The 26,886-nt window shown below is 72.5% G+C and carries 24 protein-coding genes; 10 read left to right on the forward strand and 14 right to left on the reverse strand.

Annotation, left to right across the window (positions count from 1 at the left end):
- Positions 1 to 79: 79 nt before the first annotated feature.
- A complete protein-coding gene (miaB, locus tag TEK04_RS13115; RefSeq protein ID WP_336404793.1) occupies positions 80 to 1,552 on the reverse strand; it encodes a tRNA (N6-isopentenyl adenosine(37)-C2)-methylthiotransferase MiaB in 1,473 nt (490 codons plus the stop codon).
- A gap of 154 nt (positions 1,553 to 1,706) precedes the next feature.
- Here miaB and TEK04_RS13120 point away from each other — a divergent pair, with 154 nt between their 5' ends.
- The 5 genes from TEK04_RS13120 to TEK04_RS13140 all read left to right on the forward strand — a co-directional run bounded on the left by TEK04_RS13120 (position 1,707) and on the right by TEK04_RS13140 (position 5,601).
- On the forward strand, positions 1,707 to 2,462 hold the full coding sequence (locus tag TEK04_RS13120; protein WP_336404794.1) for an amino acid ABC transporter ATP-binding protein: 756 nt from the start codon (positions 1,707 to 1,709) through the stop codon (positions 2,460 to 2,462).
- 33 nt (positions 2,463 to 2,495) lie between these two features.
- Positions 2,496 to 3,398, forward strand: a complete 903-nt coding sequence (locus TEK04_RS13125) for a glutamate ABC transporter substrate-binding protein (protein WP_336404795.1) — start codon at positions 2,496 to 2,498, stop codon at positions 3,396 to 3,398.
- Positions 3,399 to 3,480: 82 nt separating this feature from the next.
- On the forward strand, positions 3,481 to 4,128 hold the full coding sequence (locus TEK04_RS13130; RefSeq protein WP_336404796.1) for an amino acid ABC transporter permease: 648 nt from the start codon (positions 3,481 to 3,483) through the stop codon (positions 4,126 to 4,128).
- Positions 4,125 to 5,018, forward strand: a complete 894-nt coding sequence (locus TEK04_RS13135) for an amino acid ABC transporter permease (RefSeq protein WP_336404797.1) — start codon at positions 4,125 to 4,127, stop codon at positions 5,016 to 5,018. The genes TEK04_RS13130 and TEK04_RS13135 overlap by 4 nt, the downstream gene beginning before the upstream one ends.
- A 145-nt stretch (positions 5,019 to 5,163) precedes the next feature.
- On the forward strand, positions 5,164 to 5,601 hold the full coding sequence (locus TEK04_RS13140) for a hypothetical protein (RefSeq protein WP_336404798.1): 438 nt from the start codon (positions 5,164 to 5,166) through the stop codon (positions 5,599 to 5,601).
- Positions 5,602 to 5,721: 120 nt separating this feature from the next.
- On the opposite strand, the gene TEK04_RS13145 is transcribed toward TEK04_RS13140, so the two are convergent.
- From TEK04_RS13145 to TEK04_RS13155, 3 genes are all read right to left on the reverse strand, one after another.
- Positions 5,722 to 6,957: a regulatory protein RecX gene (locus tag TEK04_RS13145; RefSeq protein ID WP_336404799.1), complete on the reverse strand. Its 1,236-nt coding sequence runs from the start codon at positions 6,955 to 6,957 to the stop codon at positions 5,722 to 5,724.
- 20 nt (positions 6,958 to 6,977) lie between these two features.
- Positions 6,978 to 8,012 carry a recombinase RecA gene (gene recA, locus TEK04_RS13150; RefSeq protein WP_336404800.1) on the reverse strand — a complete coding sequence of 345 codons (1,035 nt, stop codon included), beginning with the start codon at positions 8,010 to 8,012 and terminating at the stop codon, positions 6,978 to 6,980.
- Positions 8,013 to 8,198: 186 nt separating this feature from the next.
- On the reverse strand, positions 8,199 to 8,606 hold the full coding sequence (locus tag TEK04_RS13155; RefSeq protein WP_336404801.1) for a winged helix-turn-helix transcriptional regulator: 408 nt from the start codon (positions 8,604 to 8,606) through the stop codon (positions 8,199 to 8,201).
- Between the two features lie 66 nt (positions 8,607 to 8,672).
- On the opposite strand from TEK04_RS13155, the gene TEK04_RS13160 reads away from it, so the two are divergent.
- Entirely contained in the window at positions 8,673 to 9,530 is an 858-nt protein-coding gene (locus tag TEK04_RS13160; protein ID WP_336404802.1) for an NAD(P)H-binding protein, read from the forward strand.
- A gap of 32 nt (positions 9,531 to 9,562) precedes the next feature.
- Here the strand turns inward: TEK04_RS13160 and TEK04_RS13165 are convergent, their stop codons facing one another.
- Positions 9,563 to 9,757 carry a DUF3046 domain-containing protein gene (locus TEK04_RS13165; RefSeq protein ID WP_336404803.1) on the reverse strand — a complete coding sequence of 65 codons (195 nt, stop codon included), beginning with the start codon at positions 9,755 to 9,757 and terminating at the stop codon, positions 9,563 to 9,565.
- Positions 9,758 to 9,790: 33 nt separating this feature from the next.
- On the opposite strand from TEK04_RS13165, the gene TEK04_RS13170 reads away from it, so the two are divergent.
- Positions 9,791 to 9,895 carry an LPXTG cell wall anchor domain-containing protein gene (locus TEK04_RS13170; protein ID WP_336404804.1) on the forward strand — a complete coding sequence of 35 codons (105 nt, stop codon included), beginning with the start codon at positions 9,791 to 9,793 and terminating at the stop codon, positions 9,893 to 9,895.
- Between the two features lie 3 nt (positions 9,896 to 9,898).
- On the opposite strand, the gene TEK04_RS13175 is transcribed toward TEK04_RS13170, so the two are convergent.
- Positions 9,899 to 11,044, reverse strand: coding sequence for an acyl-CoA dehydrogenase family protein (locus TEK04_RS13175; RefSeq protein WP_336404805.1), 1,146 nt, complete (start codon positions 11,042 to 11,044; stop codon positions 9,899 to 9,901).
- A gap of 78 nt (positions 11,045 to 11,122) precedes the next feature.
- Between TEK04_RS13175 and TEK04_RS13180 the strand changes: the two genes are divergently transcribed.
- Positions 11,123 to 15,751: an ATP-dependent helicase gene (locus tag TEK04_RS13180; RefSeq protein ID WP_336404806.1), complete on the forward strand. Its 4,629-nt coding sequence runs from the start codon at positions 11,123 to 11,125 to the stop codon at positions 15,749 to 15,751.
- A gap of 42 nt (positions 15,752 to 15,793) precedes the next feature.
- On the opposite strand, the gene TEK04_RS13185 is transcribed toward TEK04_RS13180, so the two are convergent.
- Complete coding sequence (locus tag TEK04_RS13185) at positions 15,794 to 16,351, reverse strand: antibiotic biosynthesis monooxygenase (RefSeq protein ID WP_336404807.1); 558 nt, start codon at positions 16,349 to 16,351, stop codon at positions 15,794 to 15,796.
- 96 nt (positions 16,352 to 16,447) lie between these two features.
- Here TEK04_RS13185 and TEK04_RS13190 point away from each other — a divergent pair, with 96 nt between their 5' ends.
- Entirely contained in the window at positions 16,448 to 17,299 is an 852-nt protein-coding gene (locus TEK04_RS13190; RefSeq protein WP_336404808.1) for a DNA-formamidopyrimidine glycosylase family protein, read from the forward strand.
- 128 nt (positions 17,300 to 17,427) lie between these two features.
- Here the strand turns inward: TEK04_RS13190 and TEK04_RS13195 are convergent, their stop codons facing one another.
- Positions 17,428 to 18,276: a PspA/IM30 family protein gene (locus TEK04_RS13195; RefSeq protein WP_336404809.1), complete on the reverse strand. Its 849-nt coding sequence runs from the start codon at positions 18,274 to 18,276 to the stop codon at positions 17,428 to 17,430.
- A 166-nt stretch (positions 18,277 to 18,442) separates the two neighbouring features.
- On the opposite strand from TEK04_RS13195, the gene TEK04_RS13200 reads away from it, so the two are divergent.
- Positions 18,443 to 19,423 (forward strand): PfkB family carbohydrate kinase, encoded by a 981-nt coding sequence (locus TEK04_RS13200; RefSeq protein WP_336404810.1) that lies wholly within the window; start codon positions 18,443 to 18,445, stop codon positions 19,421 to 19,423.
- A 25-nt stretch (positions 19,424 to 19,448) separates the two neighbouring features.
- Here TEK04_RS13200 and TEK04_RS13205 read toward each other — a convergent pair whose 3' ends face one another.
- From TEK04_RS13205 to TEK04_RS13230, 6 genes are all read right to left on the reverse strand, one after another.
- Positions 19,449 to 21,050 (reverse strand): glycoside hydrolase family 13 protein, encoded by a 1,602-nt coding sequence (locus tag TEK04_RS13205; RefSeq protein ID WP_336404811.1) that lies wholly within the window; start codon positions 21,048 to 21,050, stop codon positions 19,449 to 19,451.
- Entirely contained in the window at positions 21,047 to 22,312 is a 1,266-nt protein-coding gene (locus tag TEK04_RS13210) for an ABC transporter ATP-binding protein (protein WP_336404812.1), read from the reverse strand. The genes TEK04_RS13205 and TEK04_RS13210 overlap by 4 nt, the downstream gene beginning before the upstream one ends.
- A gap of 41 nt (positions 22,313 to 22,353) precedes the next feature.
- Complete coding sequence (locus TEK04_RS13215; RefSeq protein ID WP_336404813.1) at positions 22,354 to 23,187, reverse strand: carbohydrate ABC transporter permease; 834 nt, start codon at positions 23,185 to 23,187, stop codon at positions 22,354 to 22,356.
- Entirely contained in the window at positions 23,187 to 24,152 is a 966-nt protein-coding gene (locus tag TEK04_RS13220) for a carbohydrate ABC transporter permease (RefSeq protein ID WP_336404814.1), read from the reverse strand. Before TEK04_RS13220 ends, TEK04_RS13215 begins: the two co-directional genes overlap by 1 nt.
- On the reverse strand, positions 24,149 to 25,486 hold the full coding sequence (locus TEK04_RS13225) for an extracellular solute-binding protein (protein ID WP_336404815.1): 1,338 nt from the start codon (positions 25,484 to 25,486) through the stop codon (positions 24,149 to 24,151). Before TEK04_RS13225 ends, TEK04_RS13220 begins: the two co-directional genes overlap by 4 nt.
- A gap of 156 nt (positions 25,487 to 25,642) precedes the next feature.
- On the reverse strand, positions 25,643 to 26,884 hold the full coding sequence (locus TEK04_RS13230; RefSeq protein WP_336404816.1) for a DUF4032 domain-containing protein: 1,242 nt from the start codon (positions 26,882 to 26,884) through the stop codon (positions 25,643 to 25,645).
- Positions 26,885 to 26,886 lie beyond the last annotated feature (2 nt).

A 26,886-nucleotide genomic window follows, 5' to 3' on the forward strand; every position in this document is an offset into this window, starting at 1 on the left:
AAGCGACATCTGTGGACGACGCGCCCGCCTGTGGAGACGCAGCCGCCCGCTGTGCTAGAGCGTCAGACGTCCCAGCTCATCAGCCGCAGGCCGGGGCGACCGGGAGCGGCGCCGGCCGGCCGACGCCGGGCATGCCGAGGCTGACCCCGGGTGTGGTGGGTCGCACCCCGCTCTCGGCGGCGTCACCGGCGCGGGTGCGGCGGTGCGACCGCAGGCCGGCGTCGGCGATGAGGAAGTGCGGCTTGGCCTCGGTCACCACCGTCTCGACCACGTCGCCGGGGCGGACGCCCGGGACCGAGGCGAAGTGCACGAGCCGGCCGTCACGGGCGCGGCCGGACATGCGCCCGCGGTCGGCGTCCTTGCTGCCCTCCCCCGCGGCGACCAGCAGCTCGACGTCGGTACCGACCAGGGCGCGGTTCTCCGCCCAGCTGATCTCCTCCTGCAGAGCGGTCAGCCGCAGGTAGCGCTCTTGCACGACCTCCTTGGGCAGCTGGCCGTCCATCTCGGCGGCGGGGGTTCCCGGCCGCTTGGAGTACTGGAAGGTGAAGGCGCTGGCGAACCGGGCCTGCCGCACGACGTCCAGGGTGTCCGCGAAGTCCTGCTCGGTCTCGCCCGGGAAGCCGACGATGACGTCGGTGGTGATCGCCGCGTCGGGCATGGCCGCGCGGACCCGCTCGATGATGCCCAGGTACCGGTCCCGCCGGTAGGAGCGGCGCATCCGCCGCAGGACGTCGTCCGAGCCGCTCTGCAGCGGCATGTGCAGCTGGTGGCAGACCGCGGGGGTCTCGGCCATCGCGGCGACGACGTCGTCGGTGAAGTCGCGCGGGTGGGGGCTGGTGAACCGGACCCGCTCGAGGCCCTCGACGGCACCGGTGGCCCGCAGCAGGTCGGCGAACGCCCCCCGGTGGCCGAGGTCGGAGCCGTAGGCGTTGACGTTCTGCCCCAGCAGCGTCACCTCGAGCACGCCCTGGTCGACCAGGGCCTGCACCTCGGCCAGGACGTCGCCGGGGCGCCGGTCGGCCTCCTTGCCGCGCAGCGCCGGGACGATGCAGAACGTGCAGGTGTTGTTGCACCCCACGCTGATCGACACCCAGCCCGCGTAGGCGCTGTCGCGCTTGGCCGGCAGGGAGCTCGGGAAGACCTCGAGGGCCTCCTTGATCTCGACCTGCGCCTCGTCGTTGTGCCGGGCACGCTCGAGCAGCGCCGGGAGCGACCCGACGTTGTGGGTGCCGAAGACGACGTCGACCCACGGTGCCCGGTCGACGATGGAGGCCCGGTCCTTCTGGGCCAGGCAGCCGCCGACGGCGATCTGCATGCCTGGGCGGGCGTCCTTGACCGGGCGTAGGTGCCCGAGGTTGCCGTAGAGCTTGTTGTCGGCGTTCTCGCGCACCGCGCACGTGTTGAGCACCACGACGTCGGCGGCGGAGTCGCCCTCGGGCGCCGCGGTGTACCCGGCGTCCTCTAGCAGGCCGGCCAGCCGCTCGGAGTCGTGGACGTTCATCTGGCAGCCGTACGTGCGCACGCGGTAGGTGCGCTTCTCAGTGCTCGTCATGGCACCAGCGAGGGTACGGCGCCCAGCGGGCCCATCGATCGTGACCGGATCGAGGCCCCGCACCGGGAACTCCTGGTCGCTCTACAGGTTCGTTACAGCTTCGTGATGGCCGCGATGGGTCCGCGGTATCCGAGGGACCCTAGTGTCCCCTCTCGTGACCAGCGCTGCCGCAGGAGAACCCCTCGTCCGCCTCGCCGGGGTCAACAAGTGGTTCGGTGATCTGCACGTGCTGCAGGACATCGACCTCACCATCGACCGCGGCGAGGTCGTCGTCGTCATCGGGCCCTCCGGGTCGGGCAAGTCGACCCTCTGCCGCACGATCAACCGGCTCGAGTCGATCGACCGCGGGGAGATCACCATCGACGGCACCCCGCTGCCGGCCGAGGGGAAGGCGCTGGCCACGCTGCGCAGCGACGTGGGCATGGTGTTCCAGAGCTTCAACCTGTTCGCGCACAAGACGATCCTCGAGAACGTCATGCTCGGTCCGGTCAAGGTGCGCGGGAAGAGCAAGGCCGACGCGGAGAAGCGCGCCCGCGAGCTGCTGGACCGGGTCGGCGTCGGCCACCAGGCCGACAAGGTGCCCGCCCAGCTCTCCGGTGGTCAGCAGCAACGCGTGGCCATCGCCCGCGCCCTGGCCATGGACCCCAAGGTGATGCTCTTCGACGAGCCCACCTCCGCCCTGGACCCCGAGATGATCAACGAGGTCCTCGACGTCATGACCTCGCTGGCCCGCGAGGGCATGACGATGGTCGTCGTCACCCACGAGATGGGCTTCGCCCGCCGGGCCGCCAACCGGGTCGTGTTCATGGACGGCGGCCGCGTCGTGGAGTCCAGCGCCCCCGAGACGTTCTTCACCACCCCGAGCAGCGACCGGGCGAAGGACTTCCTGTCCAAGATCCTCAACCACTGATCGACCGCACCCCCCCCCAGGAGAAGAGGACCCATGCGTCTCACCACCCGTCCCGCTCGGATCGCGGCCACCGCCGCGGTGTTCGGCGTCGTGCTCGCCGGCTGCTCGTCCGAGGCCGGCAACCAGGCCGCCCAGGAGTCCGACAACGCGCCCGAGGTGGCCGAGGACGTCGAGTTCGAGGCCGGCACCACCATGGCCGAGATCGCCGACGCCGGTTCCATCACCATCGGCACCAAGTTCGACCAGCCCGGCTTCGGTCTGCTCAACCCCAGCGGCGTGCCCGAGGGCTTCGACGTGGAGATCGGCAAGATCATCGCCGCCAAGCTGGGGCTGGACGAGGGCCAGATCGAGTTCGTCGAGACCGTCTCGGCCAACCGCGAGTCCTTCATCCAGAACGGTCAGGTCGACCTGGTCATCGCGACCTACACGATCAACGACACCCGCAAGGAGCTCGTCGACTTCGCGGGCCCGTACTACGAGGCGGGCCAGGACATCATGGTCGCCTCCGGCAACCCCGAGGGCATCGAGGGGCCCGACGACCTCGCCGGCAAGAACGTCTGCTCGGTCGAGGGCTCGACGCCGGCGCAGAACATCCGGGACAACTACCCCGAGGCCACCCTGACCCTGTTCGACGTCTACTCCAAGTGCGCCGACGCCCTCACCAACGGTCAGGTCGACGCGGTCACCACCGACAACGTCATCCTCACCGGGCTGGTCGCCGGCAACCCCGACGGTTTCGAGCTCGTCGGCAACCCGTTCACCGAGGAGCCCTACGGCATCGGCCTGCAGCTCGGTGACTCGGACTTCCGCGACTTCGTCAACGACGTCCTCGAGGAGTCCTTCGACGACGGCTCGTGGGCCGACGCCTGGGACTCCACCGCCGGTCAGATCACCGGTGAGCCCGCCCCCGAGCCGCCGTCGGTCGACCGCTACTGACCCAGCACCACCGGTGCACCTGCCGGCCGGGCGCGCCCCGGCCGGCAGGTGCACCTCCTGACCACTCCCGGAGGGAGGCGCAGTGCAGTTCTTCATCGACAACTTCGACGTCCTCCGGGACGCCTTCGGCCAGACCCTGCTGTTGAGCGTGCTGTCGGGCGTGCTCGCCCTCGTCCTGGGAGTGCTGCTGGCCTCCATGCGGGTGAGCCCGATCCCGCCGCTGCGCGGGCTGGCGACGTTCTACGTCGAGACGTTCCGCAACACCCCGCTGACCGTGGTGTTCTTCTTCGTGATCTTCGGGCTGCCGCAGATCGACACGGTGGTCTCCTTCTTCACCGGCGCCGTCATCGCGGTCGGCATGTACACGGCGGCCTTCGTGGCCGAGGCCGTGCGCTCGGGGATCAACTCGGTGAGCCCGGGTCAGGCCGAGGCGGCTCGCGCACTGGGCCTGGGCTTCGGGCAGTCCCTGCGCGAGGTCGTGCTGCCGCAGGCCTTCCGCACCGTGGTCCCGCCGCTGGGCAGCGTGCTCATCGCGATGGTCAAGAACACCTCCATCGCCGCCGGGTTCTCCACCAGCGAGCTCTCCTCCACCCTGCCCCGACTGGTGAACGCCGACGCGGGGGCGCTGCTCCTTGTGCTGCTCGGCGTCGTCGTCGGGTACATGATCATCACGGTGCCGATGGCCTACGCGGTCAACCGGCTCGAGCGACGGGTGGCGATCCTCCGATGAGCGCGCCGGTCCTGTTCGACCTCCCCGGCCCCAAGGCCATGGCACGCATCCGCATCGGCACCGGCGTGGGGATCCTGCTGGTGCTCGCGCTGCTGGCCTTCGTGCTGGTGCGGCTCAACGGCAACGGTCAGCTCGACCCTGCGCGCTGGGCCATCCTCTTCGACCCGAACTCCGGTGTGCCGCAGGCGCTCGGTGAGGCACTGGTGCGGACCCTCCGGGTGGCTGCGGTGGCCATGGTCGCCGCCACCGTCCTCGGCGTGCTGCTGGCCGTCGGTCGGCTCTCCGACCACCGGTGGGTGCGCATCCCCGTCACCACCGTGATCGAGTTCTTCCGCGCCATCCCGTTGCTGGTCGTCATCTTCGCGCTGTACTTCGTGCTGCCGGCCTTCGGGCCGGACCTGAGCGCGTTCGCCGCGCTGGGGTTGGGGTTGACGCTCTACAACATGGCGGTGCTGGCCGAGATCTTCCGGGCCGGCATCCTCTCGGTGGACAAGGGGCAGCGCGAAGCGGCCTACGCACTGGGCATGCGCAAGACGCAGGTGATGACGCTGGTGCTGCTCCCCCAGGCCACGCGTCGCATGCTGCCCGTGCTGATCGCCCAGATCGTCGTCCTGCTCAAGGACACCTCGTTGGGTTTCATCATCGGGTACTTCGAGCTGCTCAGGCAGGCGCGCAGCCTGGTCGAGTTCCTCAACTTCAACTTCGGGAACATCTACACGCTGCAGATCTACGTCGGCGCCGGCTTGCTGTACATCCTCATCAACGTGCTGCTCTCGCAGGTGGCCAAGCTGGTGGAGAAGCGCACCCGGTCCTCCGCCAAGGCGAGCGGTGCCCCCACGCCGAGCGTGGCGGCCGTGCGCTTCGACAGCGGCAACAACTCCGGTCTCTGATCCGGTCTCTGAGCGGTCCGACCATCCCGCAGCCCGGTCCCGCTGGGCCGGGCTGCGGGGTCGCCGTCCCGGCGTGATCACCGGGGTGTGACACGGCGTGCCGTTTCGCGCACTGCGAGTCGGGACGTACGAGACTGGCGGGACCATGGACACCGCCGCCTTCGCCGCTCACCCCTCCGACGCGTCGGACGCCACCCACCTGCACCTGGTAGGTGACGACCCGGAGCAGCTGTTCGTGACCCAGCTGCGCTCGTCGGCGACGCACTTCGCGGCGGCCGCCGGTGCTCAGTCGGCGGTGGTGCGCGAGGCCGTCCCGCCGGCGCGGCACCGCCGGTCGCGGTGCCGCGTGGTGCTGCGGTGGGAGGACGGCGTCGAGTCCGACGTCACGTTCCTCGGGCCCGCGCGTCGGGCGGTGGACCCCAGTCGAGGGCCGGCCGCCCTGACCGTCACCACCTCCGGCTTCGACGCGGCCATCCAGGCCTGGCTCACCGAGGGCCGACCGGAGTCACCGCTGTGGCTGGTCCCCGACGAGGACTCCCCGGCCGGCACCGCCGTCGACGTGGCGGCCTGGCTGTCCACCTGATCGCGGGGTGGGGACGTCGACGGGTGGTGGACCGACGCCGGCTCACCGCCCGCCCTCACCGCCCGGCCTCACCCCGAGGCCTCACCGCCCGGCCTCACCGCGAGGCCTCACCGCCCGGCCTCACCGCGAGCGGCCGGGTCGCCTCGTCCTCGCCCACCCGTCAACGGTCAGGCCTTCGCCGACCTCACCCGGTTCCTCCAGCGGGCGCCCTGACCACAGCCCCCGGCGAGGCGGCTCGTACCCACCCGACAGGTCGGGTGGGGCGTCATCGGCCTCCGCGGCGGCGTCCTCGGCCTTGCCGTCGGCCTCCAAGGCCTCCCGCACCACCCAGGCAGCCAACCCGGCGCCGTAACCCTTGCGACCGAGCAGCGCGGTGAGGCGACGGGTGGCGGTGACCGTGTCCAGACGGCGCATCCCGGGGACCTTGCGGGCCACGAGTGCCCGCGCGGCGTCCCACTCGTCCTGCGGGTCGACCGCCTCCAGCGCCGTCGCGGCCACCTCCTTGTCGACCCCCTTGCGGCGCAGCTCGTCGGCCAGCGCCCGCCGGCTCAGCCCACGCCCGGACTGCCGGGAGCTCACCCACGCCGCCGCGAAGGCGGCGTCGTCGACGAGCCCGACCTCGGCGAACCGCTCGAGCACGGCCTCGGCGGTGTCGGCCGGGATGTCCCGGGAGGCCAGCAGCTCGGCCAACTGGTGCCGGGTACGGGAGGCCCCGGTGAGCGCGGTGAGGCAGATCTGCCGGGCTGCCTGCTCGGGGTCGTCGTACTCGGTCGGGGGGTCACCGGCCGACCGGCGTGGTCGACCTAACGAACCCGCTCGACCACGACCGCCCGACCGTCGGCGTGCGGTCGACCCGTCGTCGGCTGCCTCGTCGGCGGGGCCGTCATCCGGCACGGCCGGTTGGGGTCGCTCGACGTCGGCGGCAACCGCGGTGTTCCGCGCAGCGCTCCGCGACGAACTGCGGCCGACCGCGCGCGACCTGGTCGAGGGACCGTCGCGGTCGAGGGACCGGATGTCCACGACCTCCACCCGCGCGGGGACGTCGTCTCCGCCCTCCAGGTCAGCGACCTCGGTCCCGCGGACCGACCGCCCGCGCGCGACCTCGTCCACCCCGAGGAGGTCCGGCGGTGCCGTACCCGCCGACCCCCCGGGCCCCGGCGACGCCGACACCACCTCCTCGGCACCCTCGACGAAGGCATCGAAGTCGACCACGTCGGTGGTGCGCGCGGCGAGGGATGCGTGCAGCAGATCGAAGTCGACGACCTCGAACGGCCCGGGCGGGGTTCCGGTCGGGACGTGCTGTCGCCGACCGGAACCCCCGACGTCGGGGTCGGGCACCTCGGCGGAACCACCCACCGGGCCACTCACCGGACCGCTCAGAAGTCGGCGGGCACGGCGTCGACGGGCGCGTCGAGCCGCGGACCGATGCCGAGCTTCTCCTTGATCTTCTTCTCGATCTCGTTGGCGAGGTCGGGGTTGTCGCGGAGGAAGCCCCGCGCGTTCTCCTTGCCCTGACCGAGCTGGTCGCCCTCGTAGGTGTACCAAGCGCCGGACTTGCGCACGAAGCCCTGCTCGACGCCGATGTCGATGAGACCGCCCTCGCGGCTGAAGCCGGTGCCCCAGATGAGGTCGAGCTCGGCCTGCTTGAACGGGGCCGCCACCTTGTTCTTGACGATCTTGACGCGCACCCGGCTGCCGACGGCGTCGGTGCCCTGCTTGAGCGTCTCGATGCGGCGGACGTCGAGCCGGACCGAGGAGTAGAACTTCAGCGCCCGACCACCAGTGGTGACCTCGGGCGAGCCGTAGACGACACCGACCTTCTCGCGCAGCTGGTTGATGAAGATCGCGGTCGTGTTCGAGTTGCTCAGCGCGCCGGTGATCTTGCGCAGCGCCTGGCTCATCAGCCGGGCCTGCAGGCCGACGTGGCTGTCACCCATCTCGCCCTCGATCTCGGCGCGGGGCACCAGAGCGGCCACCGAGTCGATGACGATCAGGTCGAGCGCGCCGGAGCGGATCAGCATGTCGGCGATCTCCAGCGCCTGCTCACCCGTGTCGGGCTGGCTGATCAGCAGCGCGTCGGTGTCGACGCCGATGGCGCGGGCGTACTCGGGGTCGAGGGCGTGCTCGGCGTCGACGAAGGCCACGATGCCGCCGGCAGCCTGCGCGTTGGCCACCGCGTGCAGGGCGACCGTCGTCTTGCCGGAGGCCTCGGGGCCGTAGACCTCGACGATGCGCCCGCGCGGCAGACCGCCGACGCCCAGGGCGATGTCCAGGGCGATGGAGCCGGTCGGGATGACCTTCATGGCCACCTCGGGCGAGTCGCCCAGCCGCATGACCGAGCCCTTGCCGAACTGCTTGTCGATCTGGGCCAAGGCCATGTCAAGGGCCTTGTCGCGGTCCAGGGTTGCCATGGTGTCCACCTTCTGTGGTCGCTTCGAGTCGCTGTCTGCGGGTCGGTCCCGACGGTAGGCCGGGGGTCCGACAAAAACGGTCGGACCGACGGAGCTGTGGATCCGCACGAGGTCTGTGGACAGCCACGGTAGGACGAACACGTGTTCGAAGCCAGCGACACGCCGGATCGACCGGCGTGTCGCGGATCAGGTGCGCGAGTCGTGGACCTCGCGGGCCCGGTGCACGTCGGGCATCCGGTCCTCGACGAACCGCACGAGGTCCAGCAGCCGCGGGGCGAGGTCCGCGCCGGCGGGGGTCAACCGGTACTCCACGTGCGGCGGGATGCTCGAACGGACCTCGCGGTGCACCCAGCCGTCCCGCTCCAGGGCCTGCAGGCCCTGCGACAACATCTTCTCGCTGACCCCGTCGACGCGGCGGCGCAGCTCACCGAAGCGGTGGGGGGCGTCGAGCAGGGCGGTGAGCGCCAGCAGGGACCACTTGCCGGTGACGTGCTCCAGGGCACCGCGCGAGGTGCAGGCCCGGGAGAAGACGTCGGCGGCGATGGCCTCGACCGGGTCCACCTCGTCGCCCGCGCCCCGCACGTCGTCGTCCACGTCCTGCAGTGTACGTTCCCCATCGCAGCACTAACGAATGGTTAGTGCACTACGAGGAGGAAGCACATGATCGCCGTCACCGGAGCCACCGGGCAGCTCGGCCGGCTCGTCGTCACCGGCCTCCTGGATGCCGGGGTCCCGGCGTCCGGGGTCACCGCCGTCGTGCGCGACCCGGCCAAGGCAGCCGACCTCGCTGACCGCGGCGTCGTGGTCGCCGTCGCCGACTACACCGACCCGGCCGGTCTGCAGACCGCCCTGCAGGGCGTGGACCGGTTGCTCCTGGTGTCCGGCAGCGAGGTGGGGCAGCGGGTGGCCCAGCACACCAACGTCGTCACCGCCGCGGCGGCGGCCGGGGTCGGCCTGCTGGTCTACACCTCGGCCCCGAAGGCCGACGACACGACGCTCGTACTGGCCCCCGAGCACCAGGCCACCGAGGAGGCCATCGCCGCCAGCGGGGTTCCGGCGCTCGTGCTGCGCAACAACTGGTACTGGGAGAACTACGACGCCCAGGTGCAGCAGGCGGCGGCCACCGGGCAGCTCACCGGCAGCTCGGGCAGCGGCCGCGCATGGCCGGCGTCGCGGGCGGACTTCGCCGCCGCGGCCGTCGCCGTCCTGACCGCCGAGCAGCCGGGGACCGGCGTGCTCGAACTCGGTGGCGACCAGGCCTTCACCCTGGCCGACCTCGCCGCCGAGGTCGGCAGGCAGACCGGCACCGAGGTCGCCTACGCCGACTTGACGCCCGACGAGCACCGCGCAGCGCTGCTGGCGGCCGGGCTGGACGAGGGGACAGCCGGGTTCGTCGTGGCCCTCGACGGCAACATCGCCGCGGGGGAGCTCGACGCCGGGCAGGGCGGGATCTCCTCGCTCACCGGGCGTCCGACCCGCACCCTGGCCGAGCACGTCGCCCTCGTCCTGGGCCGCTGACCCGCCGGACCGGGCCGACGTCCCGGCGCAGGTCAGCGGGCCTGCGCCGGGACGTCGAACTCCTCGCAGATGGCCAACCAGACCGTGCGCACGGGCACCCCGCTGTCGATGGCACCGACGGCGGTGCGGCCCTCGAACGCCGAGAAGACGTGGTCGCGTGCGATCGCCTCCCCGCGGACGTCGCCGAACTGCTCCCGCAGCTGTCCCCAGAACTCCTGCAGTCGCACCCCGTCGACGGTACCCGCGGCTAGCGTGCTCGCATGATCCCCAGCACCGGTTCGGCCACCTGGGACACCGTCGGGCAGGTCGCCCTGGCCTGCCTGCTGGCGGTCTCCCTGCTGATCATGTGGCGCCGCCGTCGGTGAGGGTCACAGCCCCATCGAGCGCCCGATGATCTCCTTCATGATCTCGTTCGTGCCGCCGTAGATGGACTGCACCCGCGCGTCGCGCCACGCCTTGGAGACCGGGTACTCGTCCATGTAGCCGTAGCCGCCGTGCAGCTGCAGGCACTTGTCGGCGACCCGGTTCTGCAGGTCCGAGCACCACCACTTGGCCTGGGCGGCGTCGACGGCGGTGAGGGTGCCGGCATCCAGCTGCCGGATGCACTCGTCGACGAACACGCGCGCGATCGTCGCCTCGGTCTGCAGCTCGGCGAGGGTGAAGCGGCTGTTCTGGAAGCTGCCGACGGGACGACCGAACGCCGTCCGGCTGCTCACGTACTCCACCGTCTGGGCCAGCACGGTCTCCACGGCGGCCACCGCGCCGATCGCGATCGACAGCCGCTCCTGCGGCAGGTTCTCCATCAGGTGCAGGAAGCCCCGGTCGACCGTGCCCAGGACGTTGGCCGCCGGCACCCGGACGTCGGTGAAGAACAGCTCGGCCGTGTCCTGGGCCTTCAGGCCGACCTTCTCCAGGTTGCGGCCGCGCTCGAAGCCGGCCATGCCCCGTTCGACGACGAGCAGGCTGGTGCCCTTGGACGCCGGGGCGTCGGGGTTCGTGCGGGCGACCACGACGACGAGGTCGGCGTTGATGCCGTTGGTGATGAAGGTCTTGCTGCCGTTGAGCACGTAGTCGTCGCCGTCACGGCGGGCGGTGGTGGTGATGCCCTGGAGGTCACTGCCCGTGCCCGGCTCGGTCATCGCGATGGCGGTGATCAGCTCGCCGGAGCAGAAGCCGGGGACCCAGCGCTCCTTCTGCTCCTCGGTGGCCAGGTCGCGCAGGTAGGGGCTGACGACGTCGTTGTGCAGACCGAACCCGACGCCGGACGCCCCCACCCGGACCATCTCCTCGGCCAGCACCGCCTGGTAGCGGAAGTCGCGCACGCCCCCGCCGCCGTACCGCTCCTCCTGGTCGATGCCGAGGAAGCCCTGCTCGCCACCGGCGGTCCACACCTCACGGGGCACGATGGAGTCCTTCTCCCACTGGGCGTGGAAGGGCGCGATCTCCTTCTCCACGAACGTGCGCACGCTGGCGCGGAAGTCGTCGTGGTCGGCCTCGTACAGGTGGGAGCGCATGCCGGCGACTGTGGCAGACAACGCTGACTGTTTCTAGCCCCCTGCGTAAATGTCGGACCCCCTGGGGACACTCGTCCCGTGCCCACCGCGCCGTCCGCGATCGACCGGTTCACCGAGCCCACCCGGGCCTGGTTCACCGGTGCCTTCGACCGCCCGACGGCGGCCCAGGAGGGCGCCTGGACGGCGATCAGCAGCGGTGAGCACGCGCTGGTCGTGGCCCCCACCGGGTCGGGCAAGACCCTGGCCGCCTTCCTCTGGTCCCTCGACCGGTTGGCCAGCACGCCCCCGGCCGACGAGAAGCGCGCCTGCCGGGTCCTCTACGTCTCCCCGCTCAAGGCCTTGGCCGTCGACGTCGAGCGCAACCTGCGGGCTCCCCTGGCCGGCATCGGGCAGGCCGCCGCGCGCCTGGGGCTCCCGCGGCCGGGGATCAGCGTGGGCATCCGGTCCGGCGACACCCCGGCCGACGAGCGGCGCGCCTTCGCCCGGCGCCCCACCGACATCCTCATCACCACGCCCGAGTCGCTGTTCCTGCTGCTCACCAGCCAGGCCCGCGAGGCCCTGCGGGGGGTCGAGACCGTGATCCTCGACGAGGTGCACGCGGTCTGCGGCAGCAAGCGCGGGGCGCACCTGGCGGTCTCCCTCGACCGGCTGGACGCGCTGCTGGACAAGCCGGCTCAGCGGATCGGTCTGTCGGCCACCGTGCGGCCGATCGAGGAGGTCTCCACCTTCCTGGCCGGCGGCCGGCCGGTGCAGGTGGTGGCCCCGCCGTCGGAGAAGGAGTGGGACCTCTCCGTCGTCGTCCCGGTCGAGGACATGAGCCAGCTGGGGCAGCCGACCGGTGAGCTCGACGGCTCCGCCTCGGGGTCGCAGCCGCGCAGCTCCATCTGGCCGGCGGTCGAGGAACGCGTGCTCGACCTCATCGAGGCCCACCGGTCCACCATCGTGTTCGCCAACTCCCGGCGGCTGGCCGAACGCCTGACCAGCCGGCTGAACGAGCTCGCGTACGAACGCGCCACCGGCGAGACCGTCCCCGCCGGCGCGGACGCAGCACAGCTCATGGCCCAGTCCGGCGGGGGCGGCGGGCTGCCACCCGACGCCAAACCGGTCGCCAGCGCCCACCACGGGTCGGTCTCGCGCGAGCAGCGGGCCGTCGTGGAGGAAGCGCTCAAGTCGGGCCAGCTCCCGGCCGTGGTCGCCACCTCGTCGCTGGAGCTGGGCATCGACATGGGTGCGGTCGACCTGGTGGTGCAGGTCGAGTCCCCGCCCAACGTCGCCGCCGGGCTGCAACGCGTGGGGCGGGCCGGGCACCAGGTCGGGGCGGTCAGCCGCGGTGTGCTGTTCCCCAAGTTCCGCGGGGACCTCGTGCAGTCGGCCGTGGTCGCCGAGCGCATGAAGGCGGGCCAGATCGAGTCCATCCGCTACCTGCGCAACCCGCTCGACGTCCTGGCCCAGCAGATCGTTGCCATCGTCGCGGAGGAGCCGAAGACCGTCGGCGAGGTCGCCGGCGTCCTGCGACGCTCGGCAGCCTTCGCCTCGCTGCCGGACTCCGCGCTGCACGCCGTGCTGGACATGCTGGCCGGCCGCTACCCCTCCGACGCGTTCGCCGAGCTGCGCCCCCGGCTCACCTGGGACCGGGTCACCGACACCCTGACCGCCCGCACCGGCGCCCAACGGCTGGCCGTCACCAGCGGCGGCACCATCCCCGACCGGGGGCTGTTCGGCGTCTTCATCGTCTCCGGCGGGGGCGAGACCGGTGGCCGACGCGTCGGGGAGCTCGATGAGGAGATGGTCTACGAGTCGCGGGTGGGCGACGTGTTCCTCCTGGGCTCCTCCTCGTGGCGCATCGAGGAGATCACCCACGACCGGGTGCTGGTGACCCCCGCCCCCGGTCAGCCCGGGAAGATGCCGTTCTGGCACGGCGACACCCTCGGCCGCCCGCTGGAGCTGGGGCGGGCACTGGGCGCCTTCCTGCGGGAGGTCGGTGGCGCCACCGCCGACGTCGGCCTCGCGCGGGCCCGAGCAGCCGGCCTCGACGAGTGGGGCGCTGCCAACCTGCAGGCCTACCTGGCCGAGCAGAAGGCGGCCACCGGTCACCTGCCCGACGACCGCACCCTGCTGGTCGAGCGGTTCCGCGACGAGCTGGGCGACTGGCGGCTGGTCGTGCACTCCCCCTTCGGCGCCCAGGTGAACGCGCCGTGGGCCCTCGTGCTCGCCGCCCGGCTGCGCGAGCGGTACGGCGTCGACGTGGCCTCCATGCACGCCGACGACGGCATCGTGCTCCGGTTGCCCGACACGACCGGCGAACCGCCCGAGGCCGACCTCGCCATCCTCGACCCCGACGACGTCGAGCGCGAGGTCACCGCCGAGGTCGGCAACTCGGCACTGTTCGCCAGCCGCTTCCGCGAGTGCGCCGCCCGCGCCCTGCTCCTCCCCCGCCGCGACCCCCGACGCCGCACCCCGCTCTGGCAGCAACGGCAGCGCGCCGCCCAGCTGCTCAGCGTCGCCAGCGAGTTCTCCGGGTTCCCCATCACGTTGGAGGCGGTGCGGGAGGTGCTGCAGGACGTCTACGACGTACCCGGACTGGTCGAGTTGATGAGCGACGTCCGCGCGCGCCGCGTGCGGGTCGCCGACGTGCAGACCCAGACCGCCTCACCGTTCGCCCAGTCGCTGCTGTTCGGCTACGTCGGCCAGTTCATCTACGAGGGGGACGCCCCGCTGGCCGAGCGGCGCGCCCAGGCACTGGCACTGGACACCGGCCTGCTCGCCGAGCTCCTGGGCCGCTCGGAGCTGCGGGAGCTGCTCGACGGCGACGCCCTGGGTGAGATCGAGGCCGAGCTGCAGCGCCTGCCGGCCGACCGGCACCCCCGCGACGTCGACGCCGGTGCCGACCTGCTGCGGGTGGTCGGTGACCTCACCGCCACCGAGGCCGCCGCCCGTGGTGTCCCCCAGGCGTGGCTCGACGAGCTCGTCGCCGGTCGCCGGGCGCTGCAGGTCCGCATCGCCGGGCAGGACCGGTGGATCGCCATCGAGGACGCCGGGCGGTTCCGCGACGCGCTCGGCACCGCCCTGCCCGTCGGGGTCCCCGAGGTGTTCACCGAACCCGTCGCCGACCCGCTCGGGGACCTCGTGGGCCGCTACGCCCGCACGCACGGCCCGTTCGTGCCCAGCGAGGTCGCCGACCGGCTCGGCCTCGGGGTGGCCGTGGTGACCACGACCGTCGCGCGACTGGTGGGCACCGGGCGCATCGTGACCGGCGAGTTCCGACCGGGCGGGGTGGGCCAGGAGTGGTGCGACGCCGACGTGCTGCGCTCCATCCGCCGGCGCTCCCTGGCCAAGCTGCGCCAGGAGGTGGAACCGGTCCCCACGACGACGCTGGCCCGCTACACCCCGTCGTGGCAGTCGGTCGGCAGCCGCATGCGCGGTGTCGACGGCGTGCTCGCCGTCGTCGAGCAGCTGGCCGGCGCCCTGGTACCGGCCTCGGCCCTGGAGACCCTCGTGCTGCCCTCGCGGGTGCAGGGCTACCAGCCGGGCATGCTCGACGAGCTGACCAGCGCCGGCGAGGTGCTCTGGGCAGGCGCCGGCGGGCTGGCGGGCGGCGACGGGTGGCTCACCCTGGTGCCGGCCGACCTGGCCGAGCTGCTGCTGCCCGAACCCCCGCTGGGTGCCCGCGACGAGGGTGGGGTCGCCCAGCAGGTGCTCGACGAGCTCGCCGGCGGGCAGGCACTGTTCTTCCGGGGGCTGTCCGACCGGGTCGGGGCCACCGACGACCAGGCCTTCGCCGAGGTCGTGTGGGACCTGGTCTGGGCCGGTGCCCTGACCAACGACACGCTGGCACCCCTGCGAGCACGTCTGGCCGGCGGCGGGGCCCACAAGAAGTCGGCGCCGGCACCCCGCGCCCGGCTCGACCGCACCCGGTACGGACGCACCCGGGTGGGCCGCCCGGCCATGCCGAGCCGCACCGGCCCGCCGATGGTGGCCGGCCGCTGGTCCCGGCTGCCCGAGCTCGAGACCAACGCCACCAAGCGGAACAACGCCCGCACCGAGTCGCTGCTGGAGCGGCACGGCGTCCTGACCCGGGGCGCGGTCATGGCCGAGCAGGTGCTGGGCGGCTTCTCCGCGGTCTACCCGATCCTGCGGGCCTACGAGGAGAACGGCCGGGCCCGCCGTGGCTACTTCGTGGAGACCCTGGGCGCGGCCCAGTTCGGCACCCCCGGCTCGATCGACCGCCTGCGCAGCTTCGCCAGCCCCGACCGCACGCCCAGCCCGGCCGTCGTGCTGGCCGCCACCGACCCGGCCAACGTGTACGGGGCGGCGCTGCCGTGGCCCGACCGCCCCGGCGCCGACGGCAACCCGGCAGCCGACGCCGTCGGCCTGGGCGAGGGCGACGACGGCGCCCCGGTGCGCAAGCGGAGCGCCAGCGGCCACCGGGCCGGGCGCAAGGCCGGCGCACTGGTCGTCCTCGTCGACGGCGAGTTGGTCCTCTACGTCGAGCGGGGAGGCAAGACCCTGCTCTCCTGGACCGAGGACGACGTCGCGCTCAAGGAGGCGTCGACCGCCCTCGCCGGAGCCGTCGCGGCCGGGGCACTGGGTCGGATGACCGTGCAGAAGGCCGACGGCGCCTCCGTGCACGAGTCCACCCCGCTGTCGGCCGCCCTGCAGGCGGCCGGGTTCAGCGCGACCCCGCGCGGCCTGCGGCTGCGCGGGTAGTCGACGTGTCGACGTGTCGACCTGTCGACCTGCGCATCGCGGTCAGCGACCGGGACCGGACCGCAGCCAGCTGCCGAACACCCGGGTCAGGGCCGGCATGACGACGAACCGCAGCCCGTTGACCACCACCGCCGCGGACAGCAGCAGCCGTGCGGGCCAGGGCCAGTCCGCCACGAACGGGTCCACCACGAGGTGGAACGACGACGTCAGCAGGAACACGCCGAGCACGGTCAGCACCACCAGGCGCCAGACGGGCACCGCGGGCGTCGTGCGGCCGAAGAAGCCCTCCAGCCCCTCGACCCGGGCGTAGCGCTCGTCCTCGACCAGGTCGGCCAGGCGCGTCATGAGCTGCGCGCGCTCGGCCGACCGCTCCCAGGCCGCCAGCGAGTCGGCATCGGCGAAGCGGTAGACCAGGTGGTACTCGTCGCTGCCCGCACCCGGTCGCAGCGTGGAGGAGCCCAGGTGCCCCGGGTAGGTGGCCGCCAACGCCTGCACATCGCGGGCCCACTCCTCGAAGGCCTCGCGGCGGTCGTGGCGCACCACGCGCGCCGCGGTCACGGTGACCGGCTGCGGGGTGCTCGACGTCGTCCTGGTGCTCACGGACATATCTCAGCACTGAGACATTCGTGTGTCTTCCCGATGTCGTAGGCCTCACACCGACCGGCATTCCCCCTCCCCACCAGGGAGGATGGGACCGTGCCCGAGGGAGACACCGTCTGGCTGGCGGCCCAACGCATGGACACCGCCCTGCACGGCGCCACCCTCACCCGCGGCGAACTGCGGGTACCCCAGCTGGCCGCGGTCGACCTCACCGGCGCCACGGTCACCGAGGTCGTCCCCCGCGGCAAGCACATGCTGATCCGGCTGGCCGACGGCCGCACGATGCGCACCCACTACCGGATGGACGGCAGCTGGCACGTCTACCGCCCCGGCACCCGGTGGCGGGGCGGCCCCGGGCACAGCATCCGCGCTGTGCTCGCCACACCGTCGTGGGAATGCGTCGGCTACCGCCTGCACGACATGGCCATCGTGCCCACCGCGCAGGAGGACCAGCTGGTCGGCCACCTGGGCCCCGACGTGCTCGGCCCCGACTGGGACCTCGACGAGGCGGTGCGCCGCCTGCGGTCGCACCCCGACGAGCAGATCGGCGTCGCCATCCTCGACCAGCGCAACCTGGCCGGCCCCGGCAACCTCTACAAGGTCGAGTCGCTGTTCCTGTGCGGGGTGAACCCGTGGGCCCGGGTGGCCGACGTCCCCGACCTGCCCGGCCTGGTCGAACGTGCCCGGACCCTCATGCTCGCCAACCGGCACCGACCCGAGCAGAGCACCACGGGCGACACCCGGCGTGGCCAGGACCACTGGGTGGCCGGGCGCAAGGGCCGCCCCTGCCGCCGCTGCCGCACCCCCATCGTGCTCGGCGACCAGGGTCCCGACCTCCAGGAGCGGGTCACGTGGTGGTGCCCGCGCTGCCAGGCCGAGCCCGTCCCGGTCGACCCCCGCGCCCGCACCGGCCTGCCCGGCACCGAGCCGCGTCGCGCCCGCTACTGATCGAACGGCCCCACGCCCCACCCGGCCGGCGTCACACGACGCCGGGGACCCGTTCCGGAGCGGGAACGGGTCCCCAGCGTCAGCTGACGGTCACCGCGGGGCGGGCGGGGTGGCGCCGCACGGGCGGGTCACTGGTGGGGGCGGTCGGCGGGCTGCTCGGCGGGCTGCTGCACCTGCTGCTGGACCTGCGGAGTGCCCTGCTCGATCGCGCCGGCCGGCTGGCTGCCACCGGAGACCGCCTGCTGACCGCCGGTCGCGCCGCCGGACATGCCGGCGCGGATCTGGGCCAGCCGCGACGCGCCCGCCACGTCGAGGGTGGCCTTCTGCACCTCGGCCATGCGCCCCTCGACGCTGCTCTCCGCCAGCTCGGCCTGGCCGAGCGCGTTGGCGTAGCGGCGCTCGATCTTGTCGCGCACCTCGCCCAGGTTGGGGGTGTTCCCCGGCGCGGACAGCTCGTTCACCGACCGCAGCGAGGCCGAGACCTGCTCCTGCATCTTCGCCTGCTCCAGCTGCGACAGGAGCTTGGTGCGCTCGGCGAGGATGGTCTGCAGCCGCATGCGGCTCTGCTCCACCGCGCCCTTGGCCTGCTCGGCGGCCTGCAGCGCCTCGTCGTGGCTGCGCTTGAGGTCCTCCATGGACTGCTCGGCGCTGACCAGCTGCGTGGCGAAGGCCTGCGCGGCCTGCTCGTACTCGGCGGCCTTGGCCGGGTCGCTCGCCCGGGTCTGGTCGGCCAGCGCGAGGGCCTGCTGCGCGGAGGACTGCAGCTGCTCGACCTCGCCCAGCTGACGGTTCAGGCGCATCTCGAGCTGGCGCTGGTTGCCCAGCACCGCCGCGGCCTGGTTGGCCAGGGCCTGGTGCCGCTGCTGCTCACCCTCGATCGCCTGCTGGATCTGGATCTTCGGGTCGGCCCGCTCGTCGATCTGCGCGTTGGCCGAGGCCGTCAGGTACTTCCAGAGCTTCACGAACGGGTTGGGCATGCTTCCTCCTGGTCGGGTGCACGCCCCTCGGGGGAGGGCCGGTGCGCACGGCGGGTTGATCGTCGTCGTCCATCGTCCCAGCACCCCCGCACGCGGGGCCACCCAGTCCGCGCCACCGCTCGGTGGGCCCCGTGGGCGTCGGACCCGCGCCACTACTGTCCCCGGCATGCTGACCGTCCTCGGCGAGCTGGTCGTCGACCTCATCCCCGACCCCACCGCCGACGCGGGCCCGGAGGGCACCGCACCGCGGTTGGTCGCCCGCCCCGGGGGCAACGCGCTCAACGTCGCGGTGGCCGCCGGCCGCCTGGGCCACCCCGTGCACCTGCTCGCCCGCTTCGGCACCGGGCCGCTGGCGGGCAACCTGCGGCGGCACGCCGAGCTGTCGGGCGTCGACCTGTCCCGCTCGGTGGACAGCCAGGACCCGGTGAGCCTGGCGGTCGTCGGCCTGGCCGCCGACGGGTCGGCCGACTACGGGTTCCACGTGCTGGGCGCGGCCGATTGGCAGTGGACCGACGACGAGCTGGCCGCCGCCTGGCCCCCCGGCAGCCAGGCCCTGCACGTCGGTTCCATCTCCTCGTGGACCGCCCCCGGGTGCGACGCCATCGCCGGCCTGGCCGAGCGGCTGCACGCCGACGGCACCGCCCTGGTCAGCGTCGACCCCAACATCCGGGTCGCGCTCGCCGAGGGGTTCGGCAACACCGCCGACGAGGTCCGCGCCCGCCTGGACCGGCTGCTGGTCGTCGCCGACGTCGTGAAGGTCAGCGCCGAGGACCTCGCCTGGCTCGAGCCGGGCGCCACCGACCTCGACGAGGTGGCCCAGCGCTGGGCCGACCGCGGACCCGGCGTCGCTCTTCTCACCGACGGCGGCGCACCGCTGCGGGTGGCCCGCCGGGGCCGGCCCCTGCTGCAGGTGCAGCCACCCTCGGTCACCATCGCCGACACCGTCGGGGCCGGCGACTCCCTGGCCGCCGGCTTCCTCACCGGGTTGCTCGAGGACGGCGTCACCACGCGCGCCGCCCTGGACGCCCTGGACGACGAGCGGCTCGAGCGCATCGCCGCCGACGCCTCCCTCGTGGCTGCGCTGTGCTGCACCCGGGTGGGGGCCGACCCGCCGACCCGCGCCGAGCTCGACGCCGCACGCGGCTGACCGGGGCCGCCGGCCGGCTGCACCCCTACGTGCACCCTTCGGCGGCCGACCAGGCCGCGGTGTCGGGAGGCAGCAGACCGTCCTGCAGGGGACCGCTGATCAGCAGCACCTCACCGCGCACCGGCACCGGTACCTGGCCCAGGTTGACCGTGCAGCGCACTCCCCCGCCCCGTCGGAACGACAGCACCGGGTCGGCGTCGTCGTCCCAGGCGAACTCCTCGTCCCGCAGCCGCGCGCGGCGCAGCGCGAGCGCGGCCCGGTACAGGGTGAGCGTCGAACCCGGGTCCCCGTCCTGCGCGGCGACGGTCAGCCCGGCCCAGGACGGTGGCTGCGGCAACCAGGGCTGGGCACACCCGAACCCGAACGGCGGGGCGGTGCCCGACCACGGCAGCGGGACCCGGCAGCCGTCGCGGCCCCGGACGGCGCCGCCGGAGCGGCGGAACGTCGGGTCCTGCAGCAGGTGATCGGGCAGGTCGGTGACCTCGGGCAGGCCCAGCTCCTCGCCCTGGTAGAGGTAGGCGCTGCCGGGCAGCGCCAGCATCAGCAGAGCTGCCGCGCGCGCCCGGCGCAGCCCGAGGTCCAGGTCGGCCGGCCCGCCCGAGTCGAAGCCCATGACGCCGGCCCCGGTGACCGCGCGACCGAAGCGGGTCACGTGCCGGGTCTCGTCGTGGTTGGACAGCACCCACGTCGCCGGCGCACCGGTCGGCGCCAGGGCCGCCAGCGTGTCGTCGACCACCGACCGCAACGCAGCCGCGTCCCACGGGCAGCGCAGGTGGTCGAAGTTGAAGGTTGTGTGCATCTCCCCTGGACGCACGTAGCGGGCAGCCCGCGCCGGGCCCGCCACCACCGACTCGCTGACCAGCACCCGCTCGCCGGGGTACTCGTCGACCACCGACCGCCACCGGCGGACCACCTCGTGGACGCCGTCGCCGTCCCACTGCGGGCTGTCGGTCCACCGCGCCGACTCGAACAGCGCACCGGGGGCGTGCCCGGCGTCGGGCAGCGCCATGTCCTTGCCGATGGCCGGGACGGCGTCCACCCGCAGCCCGTCGACGCCCCGGTCCAGCCAGAACCGCAGGATCTCGTCGAACCGCCGGCGCACCTCCTCGTTCGACCAGTCGAGGTCGGGCTGCTCGGGGGCGAAGGTGTGCAGGTACCACCGACCGTCGGGCAGCCGCGACCAGGCCGGGCCGCCGAACGCCGAGATCCAGTCGTTGGGCGGGCCGTCCCCGCGCCCGGGCCGCACGACGTAGAGACCCGGGTCCTCGGCGAACCAGGGGTGCTCGATGGACGTGTGGTTGGGCACGAGGTCGACCAGCACCCGCAACCCGGCGGCGTGCGCGGCGGCCACCAGCCCCTCGGCGTCGGCCAGCGTCCCGAACCGGGGGTCGACGGCGCAGTGGTCGGCGACGTCGTACCCCCCGTCGGCCATCGGTGAGGGGTACCACGGGGTGATCCACAGCGCGTCGACGCCGAGTCCGGCCAGGTAGGGCAGCCGGGACCGCAGACCGGCGATGTCGCCGAGCCCCCCCGGGTGCGCGCCGGACGAGGCGAAGCTGCGCGGGTACACCTCGTACACGACGGCCCGCCGCCACCACGGCGGCGACGGCCGGGCCGCCGGGGTCACGCCGCCCCCGCCGACCCCTCCCCGGTGAGCCCGCCCGATGCCCCGGCCACCTGCTCCTGCCGGTCCTCGTCGGCCAACCGGGTCAGCTCGGCACCGGCCTCGGCGTCGCGGGTGAGGTTCTCGCCCGACTCGGGGTCGAAGACGTGGACCTTGCGGGTGTCCAGCCAGAACTCGGCGTCGCGGCCCTCCCGGATGCGGCTGGTCGCGTCGATGGACACGATGGCCTGGGTGCGCAGCTCCTCGCTGTCGAGCTCCTTGGACAGGTCGCGCAGCCGGGTGCGGATGCGGTCGGGGGCCTCGTAGGGGATGTAGGCGTACTGCTGGTCGCCCAGCCACTCGGTGACGTCGACCTTCGCGGTGAACGTCGTCCCCACGTGCTTCTTGGCCTCGTCGACCATCGAGGCGTCCTCGAAGTACTCCGGGCGGATCCCGACCAGCAGCAGCTCGTGCCCGGCCACGGCGGCCGCCCGCTTCTCGTCGAGCTCGATGGGGCCGAAGGGGGTCTCGAGGGTGGACCCCTTGACGGTCGCGGGGAGGAAGTTCATCGGCGGGGACCCGATGAAGCCGGCCACGAACAGGTTGACCGGCTGCTCGTACAGCTCACGCGGGGAGGCCACCTGCTGGATGGAGCCCTTGCGCAGCACGCAGACCCGGTCGCCCAGGGTCATGGCCTCGGTCTGGTCGTGCGTGACGTAGACCGTCGTGATGCCCAGCCGCCGCTGCAGGCGGGCGATCTCGGTGCGCATCTGGCCGCGCAGCTTGGCGTCGAGGTTGGACAGCGGCTCGTCGAACAGGAACGCCTCGGCCTGCCGCACGATGGCCCGGCCCATGGCCACCCGCTGGCGCTGCCCACCGGAGAGGTTGGCCGGCTTGCGCTCGAGGTGCTCGTGCAGCTCGAGGACGTCGGCGGCCTCGTTGACCAGCTTGTCGACCTCCGCGTCGGGGGTCTTGGACAGCCGCAGCGGGAACGCGATGTTCTCGTACACGCTCATGTGCGGGTAGAGGGCGTAGTTCTGGAACACCATCGACAGGTTGCGGTCCCGGGGCGCCTTGTCGTTCACCCGGGTGCCGCCGATGACCATGTCGCCGGAGGTGATGTCCTCCAGGCCGACGATCATCCGCAGCAGGGTCGACTTCCCGCAGCCGGACGGGCCCACGAGGATCATGAACTCCCCGTCGGCGATGTCCAGGCTGACGTCGTTCACGGCGGGGAACCCGTCGCCGTACTTCTTGACGATGTTCTTCATCTCGATGGAGGCCATCGGTGTCTCCTGTTCTCGGGTCGGAGTGGGCTGGGGGCGGGTCAGCCCTTGACGGCCCCGTTGGTGAGACCGGCGACGATGCGGCGCTGGAAGACCAGCACCAGCACGACGACCGGGATGGTGACGATGACGGCGGCCGCGGCGATCGCCCCGGTCGGGTCCTCGAACTGCGAGGCGCCGGAGAACAGACCCAGCGCGGCGGGCACCGGCCGGGAGGCCTCGGTCGACGTCAGCGAGATGCCGTAGACGAAGTCGTTCCACGCGATGAAGAAGGCGATGATCGCGGTGGTGAACACCCCTGGTGCTGCCAGCGGGACGATCACCTTGCGGAAGGCCTGCCAGGTGGTCGCGCCGTCGACCTGGGCGGCCTGCTCCATCTCCCAGGGGATCTCGCGGAAGAACGCCGACATGGTCCAGATCGACAGCGGCAGGGTCAGCGACAGGTACGGGATGATCAGCCCGGGCCAGGTGTCGTACAGGCCGATGTTGCGCCACAGGTTGAACAGCGGCGTGACGATGGAGATGACCGGGAAGATGGCCACCGCCAGTGCGGTGCCGAGGATGAACTTCTTGCCCGGGAAGTCCAGCCGTGCGATGGCGTAGGCGGCGAACATCGCCAGCACGCAGCTGATGAACGTGGCGATCAGGCAGATCGCGAACGAGTTGCGCAACGCCGGCAGGAACAGGTCGCTGGCGCTGCCGTTCAGGATCAGCGCGTAGTTCTCCCCGGTGAACGCCGAGGGCAGGAACGACCCGTTGGCCAGGTCGCTGGGCGCCTTGAACGACAACGACACGATCCACGCGATCGGCGCCAGGCAGTAGACGACGATCAGGACGCCGCCGATGATCCAGCCGGTCCGCTCCTTGGTGGACATCAGCGCTCCCCTCGAGCCTGGGCCAGGTCGACCTTGAACCCCTTGATGAAGCTGAAGGCGATCAGCACGACCACCAGGAACAGCAGGACCGAGACCGCCGAGCCCAGCCCGATCTCCAGCCTGGAGATGGTCTGTCGGTAGGCCAGGAACGACACCGACTCGGTGCTGTTGGCACCCGCGGTCATGATGAAGATGGAGTCGAAGACCCGGAAGGCGTCCAGCGTGCGGAACAGCAGCGCCACCATGATCGCGGCCTTCATGTTCGGCAGCGTCACCCGCCGCATCCGCTGCCACCACGTGGCGCCGTCGACCTGCGCGGCCTCCTGCAGCACCTCGGGCACCTGGGCCAGGCCGGCGAGCAGCAGCAGCGAGATGAACGGGGTCGTCTTCCAGATCTCGGCCAGGCAGATCACGAAGATCGACGTGCCGAAGTCGCCGAACCAGTCGGTCGACGGGTCGACCCCCGGCAGCCAGGCGAACCAGCTGTTGACGAACCCGGTGTTGATGTCGAAGGCGAACTGCCAGGCGAAGGCCGACACCACCGTGATGACCGCGTAGGGGATGAGGATCGCTGCGCGCAGGACCGGTCGGATGGACCGCAACGCCTTGTTCATCACCAGGGCGAGCGCGAAGCCCAGGACCAGCTCGACGGCGACCGTGATGAGGGTGATCAGCGCGGTGACGCCCATCGCCGTCCACCACAGCGGGTCGCTGAGGATGACCCCGTAGTTGCTCAGCCCGGTGAACGACCGGTTCTCCGGGTCGGTGAGGCGGTAGTCGAACAGGGAGTCGTAGAACGCCTGCGCGATCGGGTAGGCGGTGACCAGCAACATGACCGCCAGGGCCGGGCCGGCCAGCAGCCACCCGAGCTTGCGCTCGGCCTTCGCCCGGTCGCTGGTGTGCCGCTCGGGGGCCGAGACCGGTTCGGTCTTCTTGCCCGCCGGCGGAAGGGTCGTCGTACTCACAGGAGCTGCTCCTTCCGCAGGACGGCCTCGATGAGCTCGGTCGCGTCCTGCGGCGTCTGCTCGGGGTCGATGGACGACGTCGGGTGGTAGACGCGCTGGATGCCGCCGGAGACCTCGCTGTAGTACGGGGTCTGCGGCCGCGGAGCCGCCTGCTGCAGCGACTGCAGGATGACCGGCGCCTGGGGGAACGCCTCGAGGACCTCGGGGTCCTCGTACACGGTGGAGTCCGAGGCCGGGTTCCCGTTGGTGGTGAAGTAGTACGACTGGTTCTCGGTGGTGGTGATGCACTCGGTGGCCTCGTAGGCCAGGTCCGGGTGCTCGCTGAAGGCACCCACGCCCAGGTTGATGCCGCCGTAGGGCGGCGCCGACTCGGTGCCCGCGTCGACCTGCGGGTAGACCGTCGCGGCGTAGTCGTCGACCGTGGCCTGGTCCAGCGTCCCGGCCTCGACCGCCGCCAGCCCGCGCGGGTAGACGAACGGGTAGTTGACCATGAAGCCACCCTGGTCGCTCTCGAACCCGGTAGCGGTGGAGTCCTCGTTCGCCGTGGACAACGCCGGGCCCACCTGGCCCGACGTCGAGATGTCCCGCATGACCTCGGCGGCGCGGATCCCCGCCTCGCTGGTCAGGCCCAGCTGGATCTGCTCCGGGTCGGTGGAGTTCTCGGCGATGATCGAGCCGCCGGCGCTCTCGATGAGGGCGTTGAACCACACGGTCAGCGCCTCGGCACGGATGCCTTGGACGCCGATCAGCACGTCCTGGTCCTGCGCGGCCTGGATGATCTGGTCCCAGGTGACCGGCTGGGACATGTCCAGCCCGGCTGCTTCGGCCACCGACGTGCGGTACCACAGCAGCTGGGTGTTGGCCCAGAACGGGACCGTGACCAGCTCACCGTCCCAGGTGGAGCCCTCGACCGCGCTCTCCACGACGTCCTCGGTGACCCGCTCGGCGACGTCCCCGGGCACCGGGGCCAGGAAGCCGGCCTGGGCGAACTCGGGGATGAACGGTGGGTCCAGGCTCATGATGTCGATCGAGGAGTCGTTGGCCGCCAGCCGGCGCACGAGCTGCTCCCGTTGCGCGGAGGCCTCCCGCGGCAGCACCGACGTGCTGATCGTGTAGCGGCCCTCGGCTGCCTCGGTGCACCGGGCCGCGATCTCGGCCTGACCGCCCGAGTCGGGGTTGGTGTACCAGTTCAGGACGGGGACGCCGCCGTCGCCGCCGCCGCAGGCGGCCAGGCCCGAGGCCAGGACGACGGCCGCGGCCCCGGCGCCCAGCGCGCGCAGACCGGGTGAGCGGCCGGCTCCCCTTCGTCGTGGGTGGAACTCCCTGGAAGGCACCGTTCGACCGCCTCCGGTGGACTCGGGCGGCAGAGCCGCGGACGTCCGGTGACGCATGATCACCAGCTGTGAGCCGACTGTGGCGCAGCACACGCCGAGCCGCAATACGAGACCGGCACCGTTGCACGGTCGTGACCTGGGCGCGGACCGGAGGGGTCAGGACTCGGGCTCGGGGCCCCCGGCCAGCACCGCGGGCGTGGTCAGCTCGGCCGGGGTGCGCGGCAGCTCCGAGTCCAGGTAGGAGGCCAGCGCGGCGGTCGTCCCGACGTCGCGCCCGGCCTGCTCCGAGAGGAACCACCGGTGCTCGAGCACCTCGTGGAACAGCTGCGCGGGCGCGATGCGGCCGGCCAGGTGCCGGGGCACCGCCTGCACCACCGGCAGGTAGACCTCGGCCATCCACCGGTGGCCGGCCACCGGCTCGGGCACCGGGGCGCCCTTGTCCTGCTCCAACCAGGCGCGGTAGCTGCGGAGGTCGTTGAGCAACCGCCGGGCCTGGTTCTCCTGCACCTCCAGACCGGTGAGCCGGAACAGCTCGCGCCGGTGCTGCCCGGGCTCGGCGACCCGGGTCTGCACCCGCAGGCGCACGCCCTCGGGGGTGTGCCTGAGCTCGATCTCCCCGGTGTCGAACCCCAGCTCGTTGATCCACTGCAGCCGCTCGGCCACCCGGTAGCGCTGCTCGTCGCGCTGGAAGACCTCCTCCCGGGTGACGGCGTCCCAGAGGGCCTCGTAGCGCCCGGGCAGGGACTCCGCGACGGAGACGGGGTCGATCTCGGGGCTGAGCAGCTCGCCGTGCTGCAGGTCCATCAGCTCGGCCCCCACGCGCTCCCGGGCCAGGTCGACGTCGTAGCGCCGCATGCCCGGGCTCAGCTCCGGGCGGCGCTCGACGGTCTCGGCGTCCACGAGGTAGGCGGTCAGGCCGTCGGCGTCGGGGCGGAAGAGGGTGTTGGACAGCGAGCAGTCGCCCCAGAAGACCCCGGCCAGGTGCAGCCGCACCAGCAGCACGACCATCGTGTCCAGCAGCTTGGACGTCGAGTACTGGGTGCGCGGGCTGGAGAACACGTGCCGGTAGGACATCGAGTACTCGAGGTACCGGGTGACCAGCACGGCTTCCTGGTCGCCGGGCCGGTCCACGCAGATGCCCAGCACCGAGACCGCCGGCAGCCCCTCCTCGACGAACTCGCCGAGCAGGGCGTACTCCTTGCGGGCGAGCGGTTCGGCGATCTCCTTCAGGGCGAACACCGCCCCCTCGGCCGCCACGAACCGCACCACGTGCCGGGAGATGCCCCGCTGGGGCACCTCGAGCAGCAGCTCCGGGTCCCACTCGGCCAGGGGCTGCTCCCACGGCAGCGTCAGCAGCGCAGCCGCCTCGGTGGCCGGCGGCCGGAACAGGTAGCGCACGC

The organism is Klenkia sesuvii (assembly GCF_037083825.1).
In the GTDB taxonomy this organism is placed as follows: domain Bacteria; phylum Actinomycetota; class Actinomycetes; order Mycobacteriales; family Geodermatophilaceae; genus Klenkia; species Klenkia sesuvii.

What these genes read in the sequence shown, in the direction of transcription:
- TEK04_RS13210 (WP_336404812.1), bottom strand. Translation starts at nt 22,312, where the DNA reads ATGGCCTCCATCGAGATGAAGAACATCGTCAAGAAGTACGGCGACGGG.
- miaB (WP_336404793.1), bottom strand. Translation starts at nt 1,552, where the DNA reads ATGACGAGCACTGAGAAGCGCACCTACCGCGTGCGCACGTACGGCTGC.
- TEK04_RS13135 (WP_336404797.1), top strand. Translation starts at nt 4,125, where the DNA reads ATGAGCGCGCCGGTCCTGTTCGACCTCCCCGGCCCCAAGGCCATGGCA.
- TEK04_RS13160 (WP_336404802.1), top strand. Translation starts at nt 8,673, where the DNA reads ATGATCGCCGTCACCGGAGCCACCGGGCAGCTCGGCCGGCTCGTCGTC.
- TEK04_RS13200 (WP_336404810.1), top strand. Translation starts at nt 18,443, where the DNA reads ATGCTGACCGTCCTCGGCGAGCTGGTCGTCGACCTCATCCCCGACCCC.
- recA (WP_336404800.1), bottom strand. Translation starts at nt 8,012, where the DNA reads ATGGCAACCCTGGACCGCGACAAGGCCCTTGACATGGCCTTGGCCCAG.
- TEK04_RS13170 (WP_336404804.1), top strand. Translation starts at nt 9,791, where the DNA reads ATGATCCCCAGCACCGGTTCGGCCACCTGGGACACCGTCGGGCAGGTC.
- TEK04_RS13195 (WP_336404809.1), bottom strand. Translation starts at nt 18,276, where the DNA reads ATGCCCAACCCGTTCGTGAAGCTCTGGAAGTACCTGACGGCCTCGGCC.
- TEK04_RS13140 (WP_336404798.1), top strand. Translation starts at nt 5,164, where the DNA reads ATGGACACCGCCGCCTTCGCCGCTCACCCCTCCGACGCGTCGGACGCC.
- TEK04_RS13215 (WP_336404813.1), bottom strand. Translation starts at nt 23,187, where the DNA reads ATGTCCACCAAGGAGCGGACCGGCTGGATCATCGGCGGCGTCCTGATC.
- TEK04_RS13125 (WP_336404795.1), top strand. Translation starts at nt 2,496, where the DNA reads ATGCGTCTCACCACCCGTCCCGCTCGGATCGCGGCCACCGCCGCGGTG.
- TEK04_RS13175 (WP_336404805.1), bottom strand. Translation starts at nt 11,044, where the DNA reads ATGCGCTCCCACCTGTACGAGGCCGACCACGACGACTTCCGCGCCAGC.